Origin of the sequence: Gibbsiella greigii (assembly GCF_039540155.1) — a bacterium.
Classification (GTDB): Bacteria; Pseudomonadota; Gammaproteobacteria; order Enterobacterales; family Enterobacteriaceae; genus Gibbsiella; species Gibbsiella quercinecans.
In genome coordinates this window covers 178,787-200,377 of the sequence record NZ_BAABEM010000007.1, presented here as the reverse complement: position 1 = coordinate 200,377, position 21,591 = coordinate 178,787, and the positions used below count along the sequence as shown (strand labels likewise).

Genomic DNA, 21,591 nt, shown 5'->3' with positions numbered 1-21,591 from the left:
AAGCCGCTTTCGCCGGCGCGCGTTAATCTTTACAATAACGCCGTCTCAACGGGGTGCGGAAGGTGCCCGGCGCGCGTTTATCCGGCGTGCGGCAATCTCTTCCGCTGAGAACAAACCCGTCGAACCTGATCCGGTCCATACCGGCGGAGGGATTTGAGCATGGCGCGTTGACTAACCATTCACCCCACCCTCAGATACCTTTGCCCCTTATCGCCCAGGAGTGCAAAGTGGTCAAAAAATTACTTCCCTGCCTATTGCTGCTGGCCAGCGCGCCGGCATTGGCTAAAGAAACGCTGACGGTTTACACCTATGATTCCTTCGCCGCCGATTGGGGCCCCGGCCCGGCGGTGAAAAAAGCCTTTGAAGCAGACTGCGGCTGCGAACTGAAATTCGTTGCGCTGGAGGATGGCGTTTCGCTGCTTAACCGCCTGCGCCTGGAGGGCAAAAACAGCACGGCCGACGTGGTGCTGGGGCTGGACAACAACTTGCTGCAGGCCGCCGGCCAAATCGGCCTGTTTGCCCCAAGTGCGGTGGATACCAGCAAGCTGACCCTGCCCGGCGGTTGGCAGGATAAAACCTTCGTGCCGTTCGACTATGGCTACTTCGCCTTCGTTTACAACAAAGACAAACTGAAAAACCCGCCGCAGAGCCTGAAAGAACTGGTGAGCAGCGATAAGCCCTGGAAAATCATCTATCAGGATCCGCGCACCAGCACCCCGGGGCTTGGCCTGTTGCTGTGGGTGCAAAAAGTGTACGGCGACAGCGCGCCGCAGGCCTGGCAACAGTTGGCGAAAAAAACCGTCACCGTCACCAAAGGCTGGAGCGAAGCCTATGGTCTGTTCCTGAAAGGGGAAGGCGATCTGGTTCTCAGCTATACCACCTCGCCGGCCTACCACCTGATTGAAGAAAAGAAAGACAGCTATGCCGCAGCCAGCTTTAGTGAAGGGCATTATCTGCAGGTGGAAGTGGCCGCTAAGCTAAAGGCCAGCAAGCATCCGCAATTGGCAGAGCGCTTTTTACAATTCATGGTGACCCCGGCGTTCCAAAACACTATTCCGACCGGCAACTGGATGTACCCGGTGATCACCACCACGCTGCCGGCCGGGTTTGACCAAATGCCGGTGCCGAAAGTGGCGCTGCAATACAGTGCTGAAGACGTGGCGCAACACCGTGGGGAGTGGATCCGGGCATGGCAAAACGCGGTAAGCCGCTAATCCCCGGCTGGCTGCTGCCAGGCCTGCTGGCCGCCGGCCTGATCGTGCTGATCGCCGCACTGGCGCTAGGCGCGCTGTGGCGCCACGCGCCGGCAAGCAACGCCACGGCAATCTGGCACGATGCCTACCTGTGGCATGTGGTGCGCTTCACCTTCTGGCAGGCGCTGCTTTCCGCGTTGATCTCGGTGCTGCCTGCCATCTGGCTGGCGCGCGCGCTCTATCGGCGCCGCTTTCCCGGCCGCGCGATGTTGTTGCGCCTGTGCGCCATGACGCTTGTGCTGCCGGTGCTGGTGGCGGTGTTCGGCTTGCTCAGCGTCTATGGCCGCCAGGGCTGGCTGGCCACCCTGTGCGGCTGGCTGGGCGTAGAATATCACTTCTCGCCTTACGGCCTGCAGGGCATCCTGCTGGCCCATTTATTCTTCAACCTTCCACTCGCCACCCGCCTGCTGCTGCAAGCGCTGGAAAATATCCCGGTGGAACAGCGCCAACTGGCCGCCCAGTTGGGCATGAACGGCTGGCAGCAGTTTCGCATCGTCGAATGGCCCGCGCTGCGGCGCCAGTTGCTGCCGAGCGGCGCGCTGATCTTCATGCTTTGCTTCGCCAGCTTTGCCACCGTGCTGGCGCTGGGCGGCGGCCCGCAGGCCACCACCATTGAACTGGCGATTTATCAGGCGCTGAGCTACGACTACGATCTTAGCCGCGCCGCCCTACTGGCGTTGATCCAGATGGCCTGTTGCCTGGGGCTGGTGCTGCTTAGCCAGCGCCTGAGCCAGGCGCTGCCGGTGGGAGCGACCCAGGCAGCGCTTTGGCGCAACCCGGAAGACAGCCTGCCACGGCGCATCAACGACGGCCTGCTGATAACCGCAGCTCTGCTGCTGTTGCTGCCGCCGCTGCTGGCGGTGATTGCCGACGGCGCCAATCAGGCACTGGTGAGCGTGTTGCAACAGCAGATCCTCTGGCAGGCGCTGTTTACCTCGTTGCGCATCGCGATCGGCGCCGGTGTGCTGTGCGTCACGCTGACGATACTGTTGCTGTGGAGCAGCCGTGAACTGAAACTTCGGCACCGTTTGCGCTGGGGGCAGGCGCTGGAGTTGAGCGGCATGGTGATCCTGGCGATGCCGGGCATTGTCCTGGCCACCGGCTTTTTCCTGCTGTTGAACGATACCCTCGGCCTGCCGCAGTCGCCCTATGGGCTGGTGATCCTGACCAACGCGCTGATGGCGATCCCCTACGCGCTGAAAGTGCTCGACAACCCCATGCGCGATCTGGCGGAACGCTACAACCCCCTGTGCCTGTCGCTGGATATGCACGGCTGGCAGCGGCTGCGCTGGATCGAACTGAAAGCGTTGCGCCGGCCGCTGGCGCAGGCGCTGGCGTTTGCCTGCGTGCTGTCGATCGGCGATTTTGGCGTGGTGGCCTTGTTTGGCAACGAGCAATTCCGTACCCTGCCTTTCTATCTGTACCAACAAATTGGTGCCTATCGCAGCCATGACGGCGCCGTAACCGCGCTGCTGTTGCTGCTGCTGTGCTTCCTGCTGTTTACCCTGATTGAACGCTTACCGGGCCGCCATGCTGACGCTTGAAAAATTGACCTATCTGTATGAACACCTGCCGATGCGCTTTGATCTGCACATCCAGCCGGGCGAGCGCGTCGCGGTGCTTGGGCCAAGCGGCGCGGGCAAAAGCACCCTGCTCAGCCTGATCGCCGGCTTTCTGCCGGCGGCCAGCGGCCGGTTGTTGCTGGCGGGCGAGGATCACACCGCCACTCCGCCCGCCAAACGCCCGGTCTCCATGCTGTTCCAGGAAAACAACCTGTTCGCTCACCTGACCGTGGCCCAAAATATTGGGCTGGGGCTTAACCCCGGCCTGCGCCTGAACGGCGAACAAAAACGGCAATTGGCGCAGATTGCCGCCCAGGTTGGGTTGGAGGAGCACTTGCAACGCTTGCCGTCGCAGCTTTCCGGCGGCCAGCGCCAACGTGCGGCGCTGGCGCGCTGCCTGGTGCGGCAACGGCCGATCCTGCTGCTGGACGAGCCTTTTTCGGCGCTCGATCCGGCGCTGCGCAGCGAGATGCTGCAACTGTTGCAGAACGTCTGTCACCAGCGCCAGCTCACGCTGCTAATGGTTTCGCATAATCTGGACGATGCCGCCCGCATCGCCAAGCGAACGCTGTTGGTGGTTGACGGCCGGATTTATTACGACGGCCCGACTCAGGCGCTGGTCGAGGGCCGTGCGCCTGAAGCGCAGATCCTGGGCATACCGGCACAGCCGTGATCCAGCGCGCATTTCTTAGGTGTCCGCCAATAAATCGGTTGTTCCCGTTGGGCGCCTGTGCTTTTATGTTGCCTGACTATTATTGTTGATACTTAAGGTTCCCTGTGATCGCATCTGCACTGACTTCGGCCCTACTAAACACCGCGCAACCTGCCGCGGCTGTGGTCGTTCGTGTGGTGGTGGTCGTCGGCAACGCGCCGTAGGGTCCGAATCAACACACGATTCCCAAAACCCCGCCGGCGCCAACCGAGCGGGGTTTCTTGTCTCTGTATCCCGCTCAAAGCCAACCGGCCAAGAAGAAGGACGAGACAATGGAAACCACGGGCAAACCTCACCAACGGCAGCGCTTTACCGGCGCCCAGTTGATCGTGCATCTGCTGGAGCGCCAGGGCATCACCACCGTCGCCGGCATTCCCGGCGGCGCGGCGCTGCCGCTGTATGATGCGCTCAGCCAGAGCAACACCATCCGCCACGTATTGGCGCGCCATGAACAGGGCGCCGGCTTTATGGCCCAGGGCATGGCCAGGGCCAATGGCAAAGCCGCGGTGTGCATCGCCTCCAGCGGCCCCGGCGCCACCAACCTGGTCACCGCCATCGCCGACGCCAAGCTCGATTCCATCCCTCTCGTCTGCATTACCGGGCAAGTGCCCTCTTCCATGATCGGCTCCGACGCCTTCCAGGAAGTTGATACCTACGGTATTTCGATCCCCATCACCAAACACAACTATCTGGTGCGCAGCATCAGCGAACTGCCGCAGGTAATTTGCGATGCCTTCCGCATCGCCGAATCCGGCCGGCCGGGGCCGGTATGGATCGATATCCCCAAAGATGTGCAAACCGCCGAGATCGAACTGGATCAATTGCCGCCGATTGCGCAACCGGATACGCCGCCGGCATTCGACGCCGCCGCCGTACAGCAAGCCGCCATGATGATCAACCAGGCCAAACGGCCGGTGCTCTATCTGGGCGGCGGCATCATCAGCGCAGCAGCCCACCGCAATGCGCGTGAGCTGGCGGAACGCGCCAACCTGCCCACTACCATGACCCTGATGGCCCTGGGCGCTTTACCGGTGGAGCACCCGCTTTCCCTTGGCATGCTGGGGATGCACGCCGCACGTAGCACCAACTTCATCTTGCAGGAAGCGGATCTGCTGATCGTATTGGGCGCCCGCTTTGACGATCGCGCAATTGGCAAAACGGAGCAGTTTTGCCCCAACGCTAAAATCATTCATGTGGATATCGATCGTGCCGAGCTTGGCAAGATCAAGCAGCCGCATCTGGCGCTGCACGCCGACGTCGGCCAGGTGCTGGCGCAACTGCTGCCACAGATCGAAGCTGCGCCCCGCAGCGCATGGCTGCAGATGGTGGAGGATCTGAAACGCGAATTTCCGTTTAACATGCCCAACGCCGAAGATCCGCTCTGCCACTATGGGCTGATCCGGGCGGCGGCGCGCTGCGTGGACGAAAGCGCCATCATCACCACCGATGTGGGCCAGCACCAAATGTGGGTGGCGCAAGCCTACCCGCTGAGCCGCCCGCGCCAATGGCTCACCTCCGGTGGGCTGGGCACCATGGGGTTCGGGCTGCCGGCCGCCATCGGCGCCGCGCTGGCCGAGCCGCAGCGCAAGGTGTTGTGCTTCTCCGGCGACGGCAGCATGATGATGAACATCCAGGAAATGGCCACCGCGGTTGAGCACAATCTGGACGTCAAAATCATTCTGATCAACAACCAAGCGCTGGGGCTGGTGCACCAACAGCAATCGCTGTTCTATCAGCAGCACATTTTTGCCGCCACCTATCCAAAACGCACCGATTTCATCAAGATCGCCGCCGGTTTTGGCCTGGACACCTGCGATCTGAACGCCGAGCGCGATCCGCAGGCCGCACTGGCAGCGGCGATCCAGCGCCCCGGCCCGTGTCTGATCCACGCGCTGATCGATATCAATGAGAAAGTATTCCCGATGGTGCCGCCGGGCGCCGCCAATATTGAGATGATTGGAGAATAAGCCATGCAATCACTACAACAAAACCCACAGGTGATCCTGGAACTGGCGGTGCGCAACCACCCTGGCGTAATGACCCACGTATGCGGTCTGTTTGCGCGCCGGGCGTTTAACGTGGAGGGCATTCTGTGCCTGCCGCTCAAGGATGGCCAGCAAAGCCGCATCTGGCTGCTGGTGGCAGACGATCAGCGGCTACTGCAAATGATAAGCCAGGTGGAAAAGCTGGAGGACGTGCTACAGGTGAAGCGCCACAGCGAAGACGTGCGGGTGTTCGAGCAGTTGGCGGCATTTTTCCAATAATCGCCCTCCATCGGCTTAACCGGTGGCCACCACCTGCCAAAGCAGGTGGCGGTATATCGGCATCAGCGGCTGCTGGTGCAGGAAATAGAAACACACGGCCGCGGCGGCCCAGCCAAGGATACAGGCCAGGCGCAAGCGCGGCGGCGGCAGCCAGCGGCTGAGGCGATCGGCGCTGCGTTTCCCCTCGCGCCACCAGCGCCAGCTTAGCCATGCCGCCAGCCACAGCAATAGCGCCATCGCCAACAGCAGCCATTTGAACAGCGCGCTGTTGGCGCCGGCCGGGATATCCAGCGCCACGCCGGCCAAAATGCCAGGGAAGAAGTAGACCGGCGGCCAGGCCAGACAGCCAATGATGTTTGGCAGGGCAAACTTGTACGGCGGTAAATCCAGCATCCCGGCCACCATCGGCACCAGTGGGCGCGTGGGGCCGACAAAGCGGCCAATCAATACGGTGACGATACTGTGCTGGTGCAAAGCATGTTCCGTGCGATCCAGCATCGCTTTGTGCTTTTTCAGGAACGACCAACGGTGCAGCGGCGCTTTAAAAGCGCGGCCGATGAAATAAGAGCTCCAGTCACCCAGCAAGCACCCCACTATGCCTGCGGCCCAGGCCGGGTAAAAATCCACCTGTCCGCTGCCGATCAGGGCGCCAATGCTGGCCATCATCACCGTGCCGGGCAGCAGCAGCCCAACCAGTGCCAACGATTCCAGAAACGCCACCAGCACGATCACCATCAGGGTGAATGCCAGAGACTGGGTAATCAGGTGCTGCAAGTAGGCTTCCATTCAACCTCAGGTTAACTCAAGCTAGTGGGCGGGGGATTGTCCGGCCCGGTTGTCACCGCGTCAACTGCTGAATTGTATTCGATTTTGGCGGCGCCACCAGACGGTAGACAATGACTGTATAAATAACCATACTACAAGCCATTATACTGCATGTTGCAGGCGCATTGGCGTTGCTACATTTAGGCATATTGCTTTCTATCCACCCCGGCATGACGGCAAGGCCCAGGGGATCAACATAGGTATCAGGAACCGCGTGGCACCACTTCAGCAAGGCTTTCTGCTCACCCGGCACTGGCGCGATACCGCCGCCGGCACCGAGATTGAATTCTGGCTGGCAACCGAGCACGGCCCAAAGCAACTGTGCCTGGCGCCGCAGAGTTCGGTGGCGTTTATCCCGCAAGAACAGCGCTCGCGGGCCGAAGCGCTGCTGCGTGATGAGCGCCACGCCACGCTAAAACCGCTGCCGCTGAAAGACTTCCATTCCCGCCCGGTGCTCGGCCTGTATTGCCGCCAGCACCGGCAGTTGATCACGCTGGAAAAACGGCTCAGGGAAGGCGGCGTCAACGTTTACGAAGCGGATATCCGCCCGCCGGAGCGCTACCTGATGGAGCGCTTTATCACCGCCCCGGTGTGGTTCAGCGGCCAATCCGCCGGCAGCGATAGGCTGATCAATGCGCAGATGAAGCCGGCGCCAGACTATCGGCCGCCGCTGCGGCTGGTGTCGTTGGATATCGAGACCTCGGCCCACGGCGAGCTTTATTCCATCGCGCTGGAAGGCTGCGGCCAGCGCCAGGTATACATGCTCGGCCCGGCCAACGGCGAACCGGAGCCACTCGATTTCACCCTGGAATACTGTGCCAGCCGCCCGCAAATGCTGGAGCGGCTGAATCAATGGCTGGCGCAACACGATCCGGACGCGATCATCGGCTGGAATCTGGTGCAATTTGATCTGCGCGTGCTGCAAAAACACGCCGAACGCTACCGTATCCCGCTGCGTTTCGGCCGCGGCGGCGGCCTGTTGGAGTGGCGCGAGCACGGTTTTAAGCAAAACCACTTTTTCGCCAGCGCGGCCGGGCGGCTGTTTATCGACGGCATTGAAGCCCTGAAATCCGCCACCTGGAACTTCCCCTCGTTCAGCCTGGAATATGTGGCGCAGGCGCTGCTGGGCGAAGGCAAAGCCATTGATAACCCTTACCAACGCATGGCGGAGATCGACCGGCGCTTCGCCGAAGATAAACCCGCGCTGGCGCGCTACAACTTGAAAGACTGTGAGCTGGTAACGCGTATTTTCGCCAAGGCGGAACTGTTGCCGTTTCTGCTCGAGCGCGCCACCGTCACCGGGCTGGCGGTGGATCGCAGCGGCGGTTCCGTGGCGGCGTTCAGCCACCTGTATATGCCGCGCATGCACCGCCTGGGCTACGTGGCGCCCAACCAGGGCGAGCTGCCGGAAGAGCACAGCCCCGGCGGTTTTGTGATGGATTCACAGCCCGGGCTGTATGATTCCGTGCTGGTGCTGGATTACAAAAGCCTGTACCCCTCGATCATTCGCACCTTCCTGATCGATCCCGTCGGCCTGGTCGCCGGCACCCAAAGCGAGAGCGACGCCGACACCATTCCCGGGTTCCGTAACGCTCGCTTTTCACGCAGCCAGCACTGCCTGCCGGCAATCGTCGGCCAGATCTGGCAAGGGCGCGAAGCCGCCAAGCGCCAGCAAAACAAACCGCTGTCGCAGGCGCTCAAGATCATCATGAACGCCTTTTACGGCGTGCTGGGCGCCAGCGGTTGCCGCTTTTTCGATCCTCGGCTGGCTTCATCGATCACCCTGCGCGGCCACGAGATCATGCGCCAGACCCGCGAACTGATTGAAAACCGGGGCTACCAAGTGATCTACGGCGATACAGACTCCACCTTTGTCTGGCTGAAGAAGGCCCACGGCGAACAGCAGGCCGCCGAGATTGGCCGCGCGCTGGTAACGTACGTCAACCAGTGGTGGCGGCAGCATCTGCAGCAGCAATACCAACTGGAAAGCGCACTGGAGCTGGAGTTTGAAACCCATTATTCACGCTTTCTGATGCCCACCATCCGCGGCGCCGAGCAGGGCAGCAAGAAACGTTACGCGGGGCTGATCGTTCAGGCGGACGGCAACGAAAGCATGGTGTACAAAGGGCTGGAAACCGTTCGCACCGACTGGACACCGCTGGCGCAGGTGTTCCAGCAGCAACTCTATCAGCGCATTTTCAAGCGGCAGCCCTACCAGGATTACGTGCGTGACTACGTGGCGAAACTGCAAGACGGCGAGTTCGATGACCGGCTGGTCTACCGCAAACGCCTGCGCCGGCAGTTGGATGATTACCAGCGCAACGTGCCGCCGCACGCCCGGGCGGCGCGCATCGCCGATGAATACAATCGCCAGCAGGGGCGGCCGTTGCAATACCAGAACGGCGGCTGGATAAGCTATGTGATGACCACCGCTGGCCCTGAACCGCTGGAGATCCGGCACTCGCCGATTGATTATAACCATTACCTGGAGCGCCAGTTGCAACCGGTGGCCGATGCCATCCTGCCTTTCCTGCACGATGATTTTTCAACGCTGGTCACGGGGCAGATGGGGCTGTTCTGACACCCTGCCCGGCCGGGGCGTCGGTAAATTCATTGGGTTTTGCAGGTGACGAACGCGCCGCCTTCCATTACCATAGCGCCCTTCCCAAATTCTGAATAACTCACAACATCGTGGTTAAACCGTGCCGCTTTTGCGTTGATGCGCGGCGTGAATTGCTACTGCCCCACGGCCATCACCCCACGAGAGCGATTGCGATGTTGTGGCACAATTGTGCCCTGAGCCGAACAAACGGCCCTCTGCCAGGGAAGAACGAGTATGATGTGCTAATAGTGATCATGCTCACAGACCGCACGGACTTTCCCCGGCAATAGGGACTGGGGGACAAGGTGAAGGGAAGCCGCTTTGAACACCGGCTGCTGCATCGCAGCAGCAGACTAACTAAAAAAGAATCGAGCCGACAATATATGCCTTTTACACTTGGTCAACGCTGGATCAGCGATACGGAAAGCGAACTGGGTCTGGGAACCGTTGTGGCGCTAGACACACGCATGGTTACCCTGCTTTTCCCCGCCACCGGTGAAAACCGTCTGTATGCCCGAAATGACTCCCCCATTACCCGGGTGATGTTCAACCCAGGCGACACCATCAGCAACCATGAAGGGTGGCAGTTACAGGTTGAAGAAGTCAAACAGGACAACGGCCTTCTGACTTATATCGGCACCCGCCTGGACACACAGGAAAGCGGCGTGGCGATGCGCGAAGTGCTGCTGGACAGCAAACTCACCTTCAGCAAGCCGCAAGACCGCCTGTTTGCCGGGCAAATCGATCGTATGGATCGCTTCGCGCTGCGTTTTCGCGCGCGCAAATACCAAAGCGAGCAATACCGCCTGCCGTTCGCCGGCCTGCGCGGTATGCGCGCCAGCCTGATCCCTCACCAGTTGCATATCGCCTATGAAGTCGGCAAGCGCCATGCGCCGCGCGTACTGTTGGCCGATGAAGTGGGCCTGGGTAAAACCATCGAAGCCGGCATGATTATCCACCAGCAGCTGTTGGCCGGGCGCGCCGAACGCGTTCTGATTGTGGTGCCGGAAACGCTGCAGCACCAGTGGTTGGTTGAAATGATGCGCCGCTTCAACCTCTATTTCTCGCTGTTTGACGACAGCCGCTACGCCGAAGCGATGCTCGACAGCAGCAACCCGTTTGAAACCGAGCAACTGGTGATCTGTTCGCTGGACTTTGTGCGCCGCAACAAGAAACGGCTGGAACAGCTGGCCGATACCGAGTGGGATCTGCTGGTGGTGGATGAAGCACACCACCTGGCGTGGAGCGAAGAAGCCCCAAGCCGTGAATACCAGGTTATCGAGCAGTTGGCCGAGCACATCCCCGGCGTGCTGCTGCTGACCGCGACGCCGGAACAGCTCGGCCAGCAAAGCCACTTTGCCCGCCTGCGCCTGTTGGATCCAAACCGTTTCCATGACTACCAGGAGTTTGTTACCGAGCAGCAGAAATACCGCCCGGTGGCCGACGCCGTCGCCCTGCTGCTGAGCGGCGAACGCCTGTCGGACGAGAAACTCAACCTGCTGGGCGAACTGATCGACGAGCAGGATATCGAGCCGCTGCTGAAGGCCGCCAACAGCGACGGCGCCAATGCGGAACAAGCGCGCCAGGAATTGGTGACCATGCTGATGGACCGCCACGGCACCAGCCGGGTACTGTTCCGCAACACACGCAACGGTGTGAAAGGCTTCCCGCACCGCACCCTGCACCAGATCAAGCTGCCGCTGCCGACCCAGTACCAAACGGCGATTAAAGTCTCCGGCATTATGGGCGCCAAAAAAAGCGTGGAAGCGCGGGCGCGCGATATGCTCTATCCGGAGCAGATTTATCAGGAATTTGAAGGCGAAAACGCCACCTGGTGGAACTTCGATCCGCGCGTTGAGTGGTTGCTGAACTACCTGACCGCCAACCGTCATGAAAAAGTGCTGGTGATTTGCGCCAAGGCGGAAACCGCGCTGCAGCTGGAACAGGTACTGCGCGAGCGCGAAGCCATCCGCGCCGCCGTGTTCCACGAAGGGCTGTCGATCATTGAGCGCGACCGCGCCGCCGCCTACTTCGCCTCTGAAGAAGAAGGGGCCCAGGTGCTGCTGTGTTCGGAGATTGGCTCCGAAGGCCGCAACTTCCAGTTCGCCAGCCATCTGGTAATGTTCGATCTGCCGTTCAACCCGGATCTGCTGGAGCAGCGCATCGGCCGCCTGGATCGTATCGGGCAACAGCACGACATCCAGATTATGGTGCCCTATCTGGAAAATACCGCCCAGGCGGTGCTGGGCCGCTGGTATCACGAAGGGTTGGATGCCTTTGAGCACACCTGCCCAACCGGCCGCACCATCTATGACAGCAGCTATGAACAACTCATCACCTTCCTGGCCGCGCCGACGGAACAGGAAGGGTTCGACGACTTTATTCACGCCTGCCGCCAGCAGCACGATCGGCTGAAAGCCCAGTTGGAACAGGGGCGGGATCGCCTGTTGGAAATGCATTCCAACGGTGGGGAGAAGGCGCAACGGTTAGCCGACGCCATTGCCGAACAGGACAACGACGTCAACCTGGTCAGCTTTGCGCTCAACCTGTTTGATATCGTCGGTATCAATCAGGAAGACCGCAGCGATAACCTGATCATCCTGACCCCGTCAGACCACATGCTGGTGCCGGACTTCCCGGGGCTGCCGCAGGACGGCTGCACCGTGACCTTCGATCGCGAACAGGCGCTGGCGCGCGAAGATGCGCAGTTCGTCAGTTGGGAACACCCGATTATCCGTAACGGGCTGGATCTGATCGTTTCCGGCGACACCGGCAGCTGTGCGGTTTCGCTGTTGAAAAACAAAGCGTTGCCGGTCGGCACCCTGTTGGTGGAGCTGATTTACGTGGTGGAGGCCCAGGCGCCGAAGCACCTGCAACTGACCCGTTTCCTGCCGGCCACGCCGATCCGCATGCTGATGGATCGCAAGGGCACCAACCTGGCGGCCCAGGTTGAGTTCGAAAGCTTCAACCGCCAGTTGAACGCGGTGAATCGCCACACGTCCAGCAAGCTGGTTAACGCCGTGCAGCCGGACGTGCACGCCATCCTGCAACTGGCGGAAAGCCAGGTGGAAACCGAGGCCAGAGCGCTAATCGAGCAGGCCAGGCAGGAGGCTGACGATAAACTCAGCAGCGAGCTGGCGCGGCTGGAAGCCCTTAAGGCGGTCAACCCGAACATCCGCGACGACGAAGTAGAAGCGCTGGAGTTCAACCGCCGCCAGGTGCTGGCTAACCTGAACGAAGCGGGCTGGCGCCTGGACGCTATCCGCCTGGTGGTGGTCACCCACCAGTAACCGTGCACGGGGGAGCCCGCTCCCCCGCCTACCCCACAGCGGCGGAGCCCGACAATGGAACGCTACGATCCCCCACAGCAGCCTTTACATATTCTGTATCAGGACGCCCATATTATCGTGGTCAACAAGCCCAGCGGGCTGCTTTCCGTGCCCGGCCGCGCGCCGGAGCATAAAGACAGTCTGATGCTGCGCATTCAGGCAGACTACCCGGCCGCCGAGTCGGTGCACCGGCTGGATATGGCCACCAGCGGCGTGATCGTAGTGGCGCTGACCAAAGCGGCGGAGCGTGAACTCAAGCGCCAGTTCCGTGAGCGCGAGCCAAAGAAAGTCTACATCGCCCGCGTCTGGGGCCATCTTGAACACGATGAAGGGATGGTGGATTTACCGTTGATTTGCGACTGGCCGAACCGGCCGCTGCAAAAGGTTTGTTTTGCTACCGGCAAGGCGGCGCAGACGGCCTATCAGGTGCTTGCACGCGACACCGACGGCAGCACGCGGGTTAAGCTGTTGCCCATCACCGGGCGTTCACACCAGTTGCGGGTGCATATGCTGGCGCTGGGGCACCCGATCCTCGGCGATAAGTTTTACGCGCACCCGCAGGCCAGGGCGATGGCCGAGCGTTTACAACTGCATGCGCAAGAGCTGCGCATCACCCACCCCGTATTCCAGACGCCGATGCATTTCCGCGCCGAACAGGATTTCTAACCCCGCGTTAAGACAACTGGGGCTGAACGGCACTTTAGGCGTTCAGCCCCACATATTCGGTTTTCAAAGAGGAAATAGAGGCGCTTATGATGTGGTTGCTGCAATACCACGTTATTCAGTCATAAAGCCATTTCCCAACCTTTGCCGATTCAGCAAACATTCTCACGGTTAAAGGTAGCCGTGTTCGCTCTACCTCTTCTCGTTTTGCCTTGAACCATCGCGTTAATAGTGGCGTGTTTTCCCACGGAAAATAACAAGACCAATCGACAACAGATAAGTCCACTTTAAAGATTTTTTCAAATTTCCGAATCGCATCTTCAAGGTCATCACCGGGTGAATCAAACAGGTCTGAATCAAGTTCCAAAGGTATTTCTTTCCAATGGCTGTCTAAATACCCCGGTATCTCCTCCCTGAAGAGAGCCAGCACTTCGTCTTGAATCGTACCCATCAGAAGGATGTCCACTGTATACGATCTTTCGGGCGAGCTATCAGGTTGTATTTTGTCTGGGTCTTTCTTGAAACCTGATAAAGTGAGTTTACAAGGCCAATCCAACCCAACCAAGGAACATAACGTGCGATGACTGCAGCAAGTTTGTTGGTCTTCTGAATTTTGAAGCTTACAGGAGTAGGAACTCTGACACCAAATGGTGTTCGTGCATCTCTCAAAAGCATTCTTCCGTATTTGGAAACAACACTTGTGCCTTTAAGCGCGTCACCCGGTTTCTGACGAGTCTTAAGCCACGGTTGCCCAGATAAAATGGCAGCACCTGATTCAATGCCAATCCCCAATTCATCGCAGAACTGCTCAAGAAAAATCACGTCAAGCAGTTCGCCTGGCGATAAATTGCTGTGCCCGTGATAGAAGTAAGTTCCATTCAGTTCTTCCGTCGTATCCATTCAATCACCTGTTATGCGCTCTGGCGGTCGCTCCATGCGTCACTGTAGATTATGTTTCCGTCGCAATGCTTCCACGTAATTCGCTCATAGCGTAACTCTATGGTTTCAATATGATTATTGTTGCTATCATCCGGCGCTGCCATTGTTGGCGATACAGAGACTATCCGAACACCTTCAAGCAGCATGTTGAAGTATTCAACTTCCTGACCGGCATCATTGATTTTGTACCATTTGATTTCAGCAGATTTGAGGTTCTGACCCGTGGCTACTGCTTTGTATAAGTTAGGGCTGGCGTAGTCGAACTCTTTTACAATAAGCATGGGTGAGTGTTGGCGGGTGCCTGTGGGTTTGCCGGTGGCGTTATCAGTGGGGATAGAAAGATTATGGTGAAACCCTTTAAACTCAATGCTGAATTCTCTCCCCGCTACGTCACACCCCCTTTTTAATCAGGGCGCCACCGTCATCATAGATCCACATATTCCCCGGAATCGCCATTTCTCTTTATCCTCATGTAGTTATAAATTCCATACAAAAAGTGTAATTATCAAGCAATGGCGAGTAAATAACCTAAAATAGGGTTATGCGACTGTTTGTAAAAAGGAAAACGCTTCTTAATGTGCCAGCATTTGAATTGGCTAAGGCGTGAATTGATATTTTTTAGACCAAGGGTTATTACACTATTAATCTGATTTATAAGATAAAAACCATATCACGGCCGCTTTTATACGGCACCACTCAGCGCTCCCCAAAACGCGTAATGAAGCCAAAAGCAACAGGAACCTAGACCAAGAGCTTTACCATCATCACCGGGTAAAAAATGCCCTGGGCGCCAACGCATTACCACGCGGTGGCGCCTTGACCAACGGGCAACAGCCTTGGCGAACATCCCTGTTTAGCGTTACTTAAAGCCTTTTTCGCGTTTGATCAGATCGTAGGCCGATTGGATTTCCTGCGCTTTCTGTTTGGCCATTTCCATCATTTCCGGCGGCAACCCCTTCGCCACCAGCTTATCCGGGTGGTGTTCACTCATCAGCTTACGGTAAGCGCGCTTGATGGTCGGCGCATCGTCGGTGCTGTTCACCCCCAACACTTTGCAGGCGTCTTCCAGCGTTGGCCCACGGCTGGCCTGTTGATAGCCGCCCTGCGAGTAACCGCCCTGCTGCTGGTAACCGCCGCCGAACTGTTGGCCGCCTTCCATCATGCGCAGAAACTGTTCGAACTGCGCGCGCGAGATCCCCAGCTCTTCGGCGATCACATACAGTACCTGGCGCTCGTTTGGGTGCAGCGAACCGTCCGCAAAGGCTGCCTGGATCTGTATTTCCAGAAACATCCTAATCAGATCAAAGCGGCCAAAACAGATGCTGCGCAGTTGCTGCAACCGTTCACGCAGCGGGAAGTCGCTTTGCTTGCCCTCGCGGAAGGCCTGCTGCGCCGCTGCGCGGGCTTCGCCATGCAGTTGCATGCGATCCATCGACAGATTGGCCATTTGAATATCCGCTTCGGTAACCCGCCCTTTTGATTTGGTCAGATGGCCCATCACCTGGAAGGTGGTGCGGAAAAACAGCGATTGCCGCGTTTGCTGATCGGCGAAAAAGCCCCGGCTGCGCTTATTGTTGCGCGCGGTATCAATCATATGGCCAACAATCAGCCCAAGAACTACGCCCCAGAAGCCCGCGCCAGACCAGATAGCGACAATGACCCCGAGCAGTTTTCCCCAATACTGCATACACTCCCCAAATTACATACTGTAAGCCGCATATCGCCCTGCATTGTTAGTCACAGGGTTAAGGCGATTTTTCCCAAGATTTCGATTATCATACCTGTCATTTATCGCTGCGCCTAACAACGACGCAGTCAAACGACCGGATTTAACACTAGCGCAACGCAGATGAGTGATATAGTCTCTGACCGTTTGCCGGCCATGACGCTTCTGAGGACGGACACCACAACCGCGTATGAAAAAAAGCTTACCCACACTGCTGGCCACGATGATTTGGACGGCACTTTACAGTCAGCACGCGCTGGCCGATCTGGCCGAGCAGTGCATGCTTGGCGTCCCGACTTTCGACCAACCAGTGGTCAGCGGCGATCCCAACACGCTGCCCGTCACTATTCACTCTGACGATTCAAGCGCTGACTACCCGCACACTGCGCTGTTCAACGGCAACGTGAATATTCATCAGGGCAACAGCACCCTCACCGCCAAACAGGTTGAGCTGAATCAGACAGAGGAGGCTGGCCAAGCCCCAGTGCGCACCGTAACCGCCACCGGCGATGTGCACTATGGCGATAACCAGATCAAACTGCAGGGCCCTAAGGCGTGGTCTAACCTGAACACCAAGGATACCGACGTCTACCAGGGGGATTACCAAATGGTCGGCCGCCAGGGGCGCGGTGACGCCGACAAGATGAAAATGCGGGGTGAAAACCGCTACACCATCCTGGAAAACGGCAGCTTCACCTCCTGTTTGCCAGGGGATGACAGCTGGACCGTGGTCGGCTCCGAGGTGATCCACGATCGTGAAGAACAGGTCGCCGAAATCTGGAACGCCCGTTTTAAAATCGCCGGCGTCCCGGTGTTTTACAGCCCGTATCTGCAGTTGCCGGTCGGCGATAAGCGCCGTTCCGGCTTCCTGATCCCGAATGCGAAATACGGCAGCAATAACGGCTTCCAGTTCGTATTGCCCTACTACTGGAACATTGCGCCAAACTTTGATGCCACCATCACGCCTAACTATATGTCTAAGCGTGGCTTGCAGTGGCAGACTGAGTTCCGCTATCTGACGCAGCCGGGCCTCGGCACCGTTGCGTTGGACTGGTTACCAAGCGATCACGAATACGGCAAGGGCAACTCGGACGATACCCGCTGGTTGCTGTACTGGAACCACAACGGGGTGATGGATCAGGTATGGCGTTTCAACGTCGACTATACCAAGGTCAGCGATTCCCGGTACTTTACCGATTTGGACTCCAAATACGGTTCCACCACTGACGGCTACGCGACGCAGAAATTCAGCCTGGCCTACGCCACGGAAAACTGGGATGCCACCATCAGCTCCAAGCAGTTCCAGATTTACGACGACACCGATCGCGACAGCTCCGAATCCTATCGCGTCCGGCCGCAGTTAGATCTGAACTACTACAAAAACGATCTCGGCCCGTTTGATCTGCACCTCTACGGCCAGGCCGCCAATTTTACCAGCGTTAACCCATACAGCCCGGACGCCGTCCGCCTGCATGCGGAACCGACCATCAACCTGCCGTTAACCAACGGCTGGGGCAGCCTGAACACCGAAGCCAAACTGATGGCCACCCACTATCAGCAGGACATCCCCAACGGCTTCGCCAGCAACTATGAGAGCCGCACAGGCAGCACAGCGCCGATCCTGAAAGATTCGGTTAACCGCGTGCTGCCGCAATTTAAGGTTGATGGCAAGATGGTGTTCGATCGCCAGATGAACTGGGCTGAAGGCTATACCCAGACGCTGGAACCGCGGATGCAGTACCTTTACGTGCCGTACCGCGATCAAAGCAGCATCTATACCTATGACACCACGCTGCTGCAAACCGACTACTCCGGCCTGTTCCGCGATCGTACTTACAGCGGCCTGGATCGCATTGCGTCCCAGAACCGGGTGACCACCGGCCTGACCTCACGCATTTATGATGACGCGCTGGTGGAACGTTTTAACGTTTCCGTGGGTCAAATCTACTACTTCAGCCGTTCGCGTACCGGCGACCAAGTCACTGGTTACGATAACAATGATGACACCGGCAGCCTGGCATGGGCCGGCGACACCTATTGGAAGATTGACGATCGCTGGGGGCTGCGCGGCGGGCTGCAATATGATACGCGTTTGGCTAGCGTCTCATTGGGCAACGCCGTGCTGGAGTATCGCCAGGATGCTGAACGTATGGTTCAGTTGAACTACCGTTATGCCACGCCGGAATATATTCAAACGGCGTTAAGCACCACCCAGATACCGGCCTATCAGGATGGTATTTCGCAGGTGGGCGTAACGGCTAGCTGGCCAATCGCGGACCGTTGGGCGATCGTCGGTGCCTATTACTACGACACCCGCGCCAAACAGTCTGCCGATCAACTGCTGGGCGTGCGTTACAACACCTGCTGTTGGGCCGTCAGCCTTGGCTACGAGCGCAGGGTCACCGACTGGAACAGCAGCAGCCAAAACAGCGTTTACGACAACAGGGTTTCATTCAACGTCGAACTGCGCGGCTTGAGCAGCGATCATAGCCTGGGCACGGCAGAAATGCTGCGTTCCGGCATCCTGCCGTATCAGCGCGCGTTCTGATGATATTTCATCGTTTGAATAACAGAACTTTCACCCGCATTTGCGGATTAAATAATGGGAAATGTATGAAGAACTGGAGAACGCTTATTCTCGGATTGGTCATTTGCACCAATACCGCGTTCGCTGCCCCCCAAGAAGTTGATAAGGTCGCCGCCGTGGTGGATAACGGCGTTGTGCTCGAAAGCGACGTGAACGGCCTGATGCAGTCGGTCAAGCTGAACGCCCAGCAGGCAGGGCAACAATTGCCGGACGATGCTACGCTGCGCCATCAGATCCTTGAGCGCTTGATTATGGATAACATCCAGTTGCAGATGGGGCAAAAAATGGGCATCTCCATTTCCGATGCCGAACTGGATCAGGCGATCGCCAATATCGCCGCACAAAACAGAATGACCGTCGATCAGCTGCGCAGCCGTCTGGCCTATGACGGCTTGAACTACAACACCTACCGTTCGCAGATCCGCAAAGAAATGCTGATCGCCGAGGTGCGCAACAACGAAGTTCGCCGCCGCGTCACTATCCTGCCGCAGGAAGTTGATTCGCTGGCCAAACAGGTTGGCACCCAGAACAGCAGCGATACCGAAATGAACATCAGCCACATCCTGCTGCCGCTGCCGGAAAACCCATCGCAGCAACAGGTTGACGAAGCAGAAGAGCTGGCTAAACGCCTGATGACCGAACTGCACAACGGTGCGGACTTCGGTAAACTGGCCATCACCTATTCAGCCGATCCGCAGGCGCTGAAAGGCGGCAACATGGGCTGGGGCAAACTGCAAGAGATCCCAACCCTGTTCGCGGAAAGGCTGGTCAACGCCAAAAAAGGCGACGTGGTCGGCCCAATCCGCTCCGGCGTTGGCTTCCATATCCTGAAGGTCAATGACATCCGCGGCAATAACCAGTCGGTTTCCGTTACCGAGGTACACGCCCGCCACATCCTGCTGAAACCTTCCGTCGTGTTGACCGACGATCAGGCACGCGCGAAGCTGGAAGAAGTCGCCGCGGCGATCAAGAGCGGTACCGCGAAGTTTGCCGACGAAGCCAAACAGCTTTCGCAGGATCCAGGCTCTGCACTGCAGGGCGGCGATCTGGGTTGGGCATCCCCGGACATGTACGATCCAGCGTTCCGCGATGCGCTGTTAAAACTGCATAAGGGCGAAATCAGCAAACCGGTTCATTCCGCCTTCGGCTGGCACTTAATCCAACTGATTGATACCCGCCAGGTTGATAAGACCGATGCAGCCCAGAAGGACCGCGCTTACCGCATGCTGTTCAACCGCAAGTTTGCTGAAGAAGCACAAACCTGGATGCAGGAACAGCGTGCCGCCGCCTACGTAAAAATACTTGATGGCAGTAATGCACAATAATCAACGCGTTGTTATAACCCCCGGAGAGCCAGCCGGGGTGGGGCCGGATTTGGTGGTTGCCCTGGCGCAGCAGGATTGGCCTGTTGAGCTGGTGGTCTGTGCCGATCCGGCCCTGCTGCAAACACGCGCCCAACGGCTGAACCTGCCGCTGGCGCTGCGTGATTACCAGCCGCAACAGCCGGCCGTGCCGCAGCGCGCCGGTACCCTGACGGTGCTGCCGGTTGCGGCCCCCGCCCCGGTTACGCCGGGCGAACTGAACGTCGCTAACAGCGCCTATGTCGTGGATACCCTGGCCAAAGCCTGTGACGGCTGCCTGAACGGCGAATTCGCTGCACTGATCACCGGACCGGTGCATAAAGGCATCATCAACGATGCCGGCGTGCCTTTTACCGGCCACACCGAATTTTTTGCCGACCGCAGCGGCTGTGAACGCGTTGTGATGATGCTGGCGACGGAAGAACTGCGCGTGGCGCTGGCGACGACCCACCTGCCGCTGCTGGCCGTGCCGGGCGCGGTTACCGAACAATGCCTACATGAAGTGATCGGCATTCTCAACCACGATCTGCAAACCAAGTTCGGCATCCCTTCCCCGCAGATTTACGTCTGTGGGCTTAACCCGCACGCGGGCGAAGGCGGCCATATGGGGCGTGAAGAACTGGATGTGATTATTCCGGCCCTGGATACCTTGCGCCGCCGTGGCATCAATCTGATCGGCCCTCTGCCGGCCGATACGTTGTTCCAGCCCAAATATTTGCAACATGCCGATGCCGTGCTGGCGATGTATCACGATCAGGGCTTGCCGGTGCTAAAATACCAGGGGTTTGGCCGTGCGGTTAACATCACCCTCGGTTTGCCTTTTATCCGTACCTCGGTCGACCATGGTACCGCTCTGGAACTGGCGGGCTCCGGCAATGCCGACGTCGGCAGTTTCAAAACGGCCCTGAATCTCGCCATTAAAATGATAATTAATTGTAATGAATAATAGAGTCCACCAAGGGCACTTTGCCCGCAAACGCTTTGGGCAAAACTTTTTAACCGATCAGTTTGTCATCGATAGCATCGTTTCCGCCATTCATCCCCAACCGGGTGAGGCCGTGGTGGAGATCGGCCCTGGCCTGGGCGCCTTAACCGAGCCGGTCGGCGCGCGGATGGATCGCATGACGGTGATCGAGCTGGATCGCGATCTGGCTGCGCGTCTGGCCAATCATCCGCAGTTGAAAGACAAACTGACGATCTACCAGCAAGATGCCATGGCGATGAACTTCGCTGAACTGGCCGAACAGGCCGGGCAACCGCTGCGCGTATTTGGCAACCTGCCGTACAATATTTCCACCCCGCTCATGTTCCACCTTTTCAGCTATACTCAGGCTATTCACGACATGCATTTCATGTTGCAGAAAGAAGTTGTGAACCGCCTGGTGGCTGGCCCGAACAGTAAAGCCTATGGGCGTCTGAGCGTGATGGCGCAATACTATTGCAACGTCATCCCGGTGCTGGAAGTGCCGCCAACGGCCTTTGCGCCGCCGCCGAAAGTGGATTCCGCCGTTGTGCGCCTGGCGCCTTACCGCGAGCTGCCTCACCCGGTCGGCGATGTGCGGATGCTAAGCCGGATCACCACCCAGGCATTCAACCAACGCCGTAAAACCGTCCGCAATAGCCTGGGCGATCTATTCACCCCAGAGCAATTAACGGATCTCGGCGTCGATCCTACGCTCAGAGCAGAAAATATTTCTGTGGCGCAGTACTGTAAGCTGGCCAACTGGCTTTCAGCCAATCTGCCGCCGCAGCAATAAGGAGTTGTGGT

The 21,591-nt window shown here is 58.4% G+C and carries 17 protein-coding genes, 1 pseudogene and 1 riboswitch; of the genes and pseudogenes, 13 read left to right on the top strand and 5 right to left on the bottom strand.

Translation table 11 applies throughout. The annotated features are described in order from the left end of the window. Window positions 1–39: 39 nt before the first annotated feature. Window positions 40–170: riboswitch (TPP riboswitch) on the top strand. 57 nt (window positions 171–227) lie between these two features. The 6 genes from thiB (at window position 228) to ilvN (ending at window position 5,791) form a co-directional block, all read left to right on the top strand. Further along, a complete protein-coding gene (thiB, locus tag AC559G_RS07505; RefSeq protein WP_498912077.1) occupies window positions 228–1,214 on the top strand; it encodes a type 2 periplasmic-binding domain-containing protein in 987 nt (328 codons plus the stop codon). Then, the gene (gene thiP / locus AC559G_RS07500) at window positions 1,190–2,797 is read left to right on the top strand and encodes a thiamine/thiamine pyrophosphate ABC transporter permease ThiP (RefSeq protein WP_498912076.1); all 1,608 of its coding nucleotides are present in this window, start codon (window positions 1,190–1,192) and stop codon (window positions 2,795–2,797) included. The genes thiB and thiP overlap by 25 nt, the downstream gene beginning before the upstream one ends. Next, window positions 2,784–3,488 (top strand): thiamine ABC transporter ATP-binding protein ThiQ, encoded by a 705-nt coding sequence (gene thiQ, locus AC559G_RS07495; RefSeq protein WP_498912075.1) that lies wholly within the window; start codon window positions 2,784–2,786, stop codon window positions 3,486–3,488. The genes thiP and thiQ overlap by 14 nt, the downstream gene beginning before the upstream one ends. Window positions 3,489–3,592: 104 nt before the next feature. Next, a complete protein-coding gene (gene ivbL / locus AC559G_RS07490) occupies window positions 3,593–3,691 on the top strand; it encodes an ilvB operon leader peptide IvbL (RefSeq protein ID WP_121525327.1) in 99 nt (32 codons plus the stop codon). A 108-nt stretch (window positions 3,692–3,799) separates the two neighbouring features. Next, the gene (ilvB, locus tag AC559G_RS07485; protein WP_498912074.1) at window positions 3,800–5,494 is read left to right on the top strand and encodes an acetolactate synthase large subunit; all 1,695 of its coding nucleotides are present in this window, start codon (window positions 3,800–3,802) and stop codon (window positions 5,492–5,494) included. Window positions 5,495–5,497: 3 nt separating this feature from the next. Next, complete coding sequence (gene ilvN, locus AC559G_RS07480) at window positions 5,498–5,791, top strand: acetolactate synthase small subunit (protein WP_095846013.1); 294 nt, start codon at window positions 5,498–5,500, stop codon at window positions 5,789–5,791. Between the two features lie 15 nt (window positions 5,792–5,806). Here ilvN and AC559G_RS07475 read toward each other — a convergent pair whose 3' ends face one another. Next, window positions 5,807–6,577: a DedA family protein gene (locus AC559G_RS07475; protein ID WP_498912073.1), complete on the bottom strand. Its 771-nt coding sequence runs from the start codon at window positions 6,575–6,577 to the stop codon at window positions 5,807–5,809. 253 nt (window positions 6,578–6,830) lie between these two features. Between AC559G_RS07475 and AC559G_RS07470 the strand changes: the two genes are divergently transcribed. From AC559G_RS07470 to rluA, 3 genes are all read left to right on the top strand, one after another. Continuing rightward, entirely contained in the window at window positions 6,831–9,197 is a 2,367-nt protein-coding gene (locus AC559G_RS07470) for a DNA polymerase II (RefSeq protein WP_498912072.1), read from the top strand. Between the two features lie 404 nt (window positions 9,198–9,601). Beyond that, window positions 9,602–12,508: an RNA polymerase-associated protein RapA gene (rapA, locus tag AC559G_RS07465; RefSeq protein ID WP_498912071.1), complete on the top strand. Its 2,907-nt coding sequence runs from the start codon at window positions 9,602–9,604 to the stop codon at window positions 12,506–12,508. Window positions 12,509–12,562: 54 nt separating this feature from the next. Then, complete coding sequence (gene rluA / locus AC559G_RS07460; protein WP_498912070.1) at window positions 12,563–13,213, top strand: pseudouridine synthase family protein; 651 nt, start codon at window positions 12,563–12,565, stop codon at window positions 13,211–13,213. Window positions 13,214–13,328: 115 nt separating this feature from the next. Here the strand turns inward: rluA and AC559G_RS07455 are convergent, their stop codons facing one another. The 4 genes and pseudogenes from AC559G_RS07455 to djlA form a co-directional block, all read right to left on the bottom strand. Beyond that, complete coding sequence (locus AC559G_RS07455; protein WP_498912069.1) at window positions 13,329–13,676, bottom strand: DUF1493 family protein; 348 nt, start codon at window positions 13,674–13,676, stop codon at window positions 13,329–13,331. After that, complete coding sequence (locus AC559G_RS07450; protein WP_498912068.1) at window positions 13,661–14,110, bottom strand: STM2901 family protein; 450 nt, start codon at window positions 14,108–14,110, stop codon at window positions 13,661–13,663. Before AC559G_RS07450 ends, AC559G_RS07455 begins: the two co-directional genes overlap by 16 nt. An 11-nt stretch (window positions 14,111–14,121) precedes the next feature. Beyond that, window positions 14,122–14,605: pseudogene (locus AC559G_RS07445) on the bottom strand (Hcp family type VI secretion system effector). A 403-nt stretch (window positions 14,606–15,008) separates the two neighbouring features. Next, window positions 15,009–15,836, bottom strand: coding sequence for a co-chaperone DjlA (gene djlA, locus AC559G_RS07440; protein ID WP_498912067.1), 828 nt, complete (start codon window positions 15,834–15,836; stop codon window positions 15,009–15,011). Window positions 15,837–16,065: 229 nt separating this feature from the next. Between djlA and lptD the strand changes: the two genes are divergently transcribed. The 4 genes from lptD (at window position 16,066) to rsmA (ending at window position 21,580) form a co-directional block, all read left to right on the top strand. Further along, window positions 16,066–18,423: an LPS-assembly protein LptD gene (gene lptD, locus AC559G_RS07435; protein ID WP_498912066.1), complete on the top strand. Its 2,358-nt coding sequence runs from the start codon at window positions 16,066–16,068 to the stop codon at window positions 18,421–18,423. Window positions 18,424–18,488: 65 nt separating this feature from the next. Continuing rightward, complete coding sequence (surA, locus tag AC559G_RS07430) at window positions 18,489–19,787, top strand: peptidylprolyl isomerase SurA (protein WP_498912065.1); 1,299 nt, start codon at window positions 18,489–18,491, stop codon at window positions 19,785–19,787. Then, a complete protein-coding gene (gene pdxA, locus AC559G_RS07425) occupies window positions 19,777–20,769 on the top strand; it encodes a 4-hydroxythreonine-4-phosphate dehydrogenase PdxA (RefSeq protein ID WP_498912064.1) in 993 nt (330 codons plus the stop codon). The genes surA and pdxA overlap by 11 nt, the downstream gene beginning before the upstream one ends. Then, window positions 20,762–21,580 (top strand): 16S rRNA (adenine(1518)-N(6)/adenine(1519)-N(6))-dimethyltransferase RsmA, encoded by an 819-nt coding sequence (gene rsmA, locus AC559G_RS07420; protein ID WP_279025028.1) that lies wholly within the window; start codon window positions 20,762–20,764, stop codon window positions 21,578–21,580. The genes pdxA and rsmA overlap by 8 nt, the downstream gene beginning before the upstream one ends. Window positions 21,581–21,591: the final 11 nt, after the last annotated feature.